A 1,977-nucleotide genomic window follows, 5' to 3' on the forward strand; every position below is an offset into this window, starting at 1 on the left:
CCGGCCAGGTGCCGCGTGAGGAAGCCCAGGAATGCCGCGGCGTCGCGGCCATAGGCCTCGAGCGTATGCGGGCTGGCGCGGCGCTCCGCCGCCAGCCAGGCGAGCCAGGCGGCGCGCGCCTGTTCCCCGGTCATGTCAGCGCGACAGCGCGGCCGCCACCGCGCGGCCCAGGAAGGCCAGCACGGCCACGGATTGCCGCGCAGGCAGCGCGGCCGATTCGCGCGCGCCGACCGCGATCAGCATGGGCGGGCCATCGACCAGCGGCACGCGCGCCAGCGCATCGCGCGTGACCAGCGGCGCCGCCTCGGCATGCAGCAGGGTGGTCTCGCTCGGCTGTGCGCGCACCACGGCGTCCCGCCCGCGCCCGATCAGGCGCGTCACCGCGCCGGCGGGCAGGGGGCGCACGCCGGGCGGCAGGGCGGGAATTGCGCGCGGGGCGGGCTCCGCCGCCAGCGTGCAGGTCTCAACCCCGAGCAGCGCCGGGATCTCCTGTGTGACGGCTTCCATCACGTCAGGGGCGCGCATCAGCGCCAGAACCGCCAGGCGGATGCGCACCGTCAGCCCCGCCCCGGCGCGCCCCGCCTCGACCGCGGCGCGCATCTCCGCCTCCATGGCGCGGGCGCGGGCGCGCTCGGCCTCCAGCATGGCCGCCATGTGGTCGGCCAGGCGTTCGCCATGCAGGCGGCGCGGGGGGACCAGCACGCGGTAGATGTCCGGGCGTTCGGCCAGGAAATGCGGGTGCGCGCGCAGGAAGGCCTCGACCTCCTCCGCCTCGAGGTCCGGCAGGACGTCCGCGGCGGGGAGGGATGTGCTCACAGGATCGACTGCCCCGTCTTCTTCCAGTCGGCCAGGAAGGCCTCCAGGCCCCGGTCGGTCAGCGGGTGCTTCAGCAGCATGCGGATGACCGATGGCGGGAGGGTTGCGACGTGCGCGCCCATCTTCGCCGCTTCGACCAGGTGGATCGGGTGGCGGACCGAGGCCACCAGCACCTCGGTCGTGAGGGCGGGATAGTTGCGGTAGATCTGCACGATGTCCGCGATCAGCCGCATGCCGTCCGTTGCGATGTCGTCCAGCCGCCCGACGAAGGGCGAGATGAAGGTCGCGCCCGCCTTGGCCGCCAGCAGCGCCTGCGCGGGGGAAAAGCACAGCGTCACGTTCACCATGGCACCCTCGGAGGCGAGGCGGCGGCAGGCGACCAGCCCGGCCTCGGTCAGCGGCACCTTCACCGCGACGTTGGGCGCGATGGACCGCAGCACCTGGCCTTCGGCGATCATGCCGGCGGCGTCGGTGGCGGTGACCTCGGCGCTGACGGGGCCAGGGGTGATGGCGCAGATCTCCGCAATGACCTCCTTGAAGTCGCGGCCGGATTTCGCGATCAGGGAGGGGTTGGTGGTGACGCCATCGACCAGACCGGCCTCGGCGAGTGATCGTATGTCCGCCACCTCGGCGGTATCGACGAAGAACTTCATATCGGGGGACCTTCCTGCGGCAGTCTGTGGCGCGCGCCGGGCGCGGGCCGTGTCGCGGGTCACAGTGTAACCGATGGCCGGGGCGAGGAACACGCGCAGCACTGTGACAGAATCGCATGTTGCGCCGGCGACACGGGTGCGCGTGCTGCTGCCCCTGCCGCTCGGCGATGCCTATGACTACCGCGTGCCGGCGGGCATGGCGGTGCCGCCCGGGACCTTCGTGGTGGTGCCGCTCGGCGGGCGGGAGGTGGCCGGCGTCGTCTGGGACGGGGAGGCCGACCCGGCCCTGCCCGAGAAGCGCCTGCGCGACATCCGCGCCGTGCTCGACGCCCCGCCCATGACCGACACGCTGCGCCGGTTCGTGGACTGGGTCGCGGCCTATACGCTGAGCCCCCCGGGCGCGGTGCTGCGCATGGCCATGAGCACCCCCTCCGCGCTCGAATCCCGCCCGCCGCAGGCCGGCTGGCGCCGCGCCGCCGCCCCGCCGCCAGGCGCGCGCATCACGCCG

At 74.0% G+C, this 1,977-nt stretch carries 3 protein-coding genes; 1 reads left to right on the plus strand and 2 read right to left on the minus strand.

Features of this window, described 5'->3' with window-relative positions; genetic code table 11:
* Positions 1 to 135: 135 nt before the first annotated feature.
* A complete protein-coding gene (locus HW578_RS25935) occupies positions 136 to 816 on the minus strand; it encodes a DUF484 family protein (protein WP_198373596.1) in 681 nt (226 codons plus the stop codon).
* Positions 813 to 1,469 carry a fructose-6-phosphate aldolase gene (fsa, locus tag HW578_RS25940; RefSeq protein ID WP_198373597.1) on the minus strand — a complete coding sequence of 219 codons (657 nt, stop codon included), beginning with the start codon at positions 1,467 to 1,469 and terminating at the stop codon, positions 813 to 815. Before fsa ends, HW578_RS25935 begins: the two co-directional genes overlap by 4 nt.
* Before the next feature lie 103 nt (positions 1,470 to 1,572).
* Between fsa and HW578_RS25945 the strand changes: the two genes are divergently transcribed.
* Positions 1,573 to 1,977, plus strand: a 405-nt coding sequence (locus HW578_RS25945) for a primosomal protein N' family DNA-binding protein (protein ID WP_456308301.1), incomplete at its 3' end; no start/stop codon positions are given.

This window comes from Roseomonas rosulenta, assembly GCF_016106005.1.
Classification (GTDB): domain Bacteria; phylum Pseudomonadota; class Alphaproteobacteria; order Acetobacterales; family Acetobacteraceae; genus Neoroseomonas; species Neoroseomonas rosulenta.

What these genes read in the sequence shown, in the direction of transcription:
- fsa (WP_198373597.1), bottom strand. Translation starts at nt 1,469, where the DNA reads ATGAAGTTCTTCGTCGATACCGCCGAGGTGGCGGACATACGATCACTC.